At 70.7% G+C, this 416-nt stretch carries 1 pseudogene; it reads left to right on the top strand.

The features are described from left to right. A pseudogene (locus IF64_RS27580) lies at window positions 1-416 on the top strand (flagellar biosynthesis protein FlgA); the annotation flags it as partial.

Here is a 416-nt window from a genome sequence, read left to right as displayed (position 1 = left end):
CTCCGGCTGCTTCGCCGAATACCCGTGGCACCCGGACCCGTCCAAGCGCTACGCCGCGCTCTACCGCCCCTACCACTACGTCGGCCTCGAACTGGGGATCTCCATCGCCAACGCCGTGCTGCGCGGCGTGCCGACCGGTGCGCCCAAGGGGTTCTTCGGCGACGTGGTCGCCACCGCGAAGAAGGACCTGCGCGCCGGTGAGGAGCTCGACGGCGAGGGCGGCTACTCCGTGTGGGGCAAGCTCATCTCGGCACGCGCATCGGTGGAACGCGGCGCGCTGCCGATCGCGCTGGCGCACCACGTCCGGTTGCGCCGCGACATCCCGAGGGGCACCACCCCGACCCTGGACGACGTCGAACTCGACGAGCGGTTCGATCAGGTGCTGCAACTGCGCCGGGAAACCGTGGGGTTGCTCG

The sequence above is a fragment of the Prauserella rugosa genome, from assembly GCF_000719975.1.
GTDB lineage: Bacteria > Actinomycetota > Actinomycetes > Mycobacteriales > Pseudonocardiaceae > Prauserella > Prauserella rugosa.
Note: the sequence above shows the minus strand (reverse complement) of the source record. Positions and strands in the feature narration are given on the sequence as shown.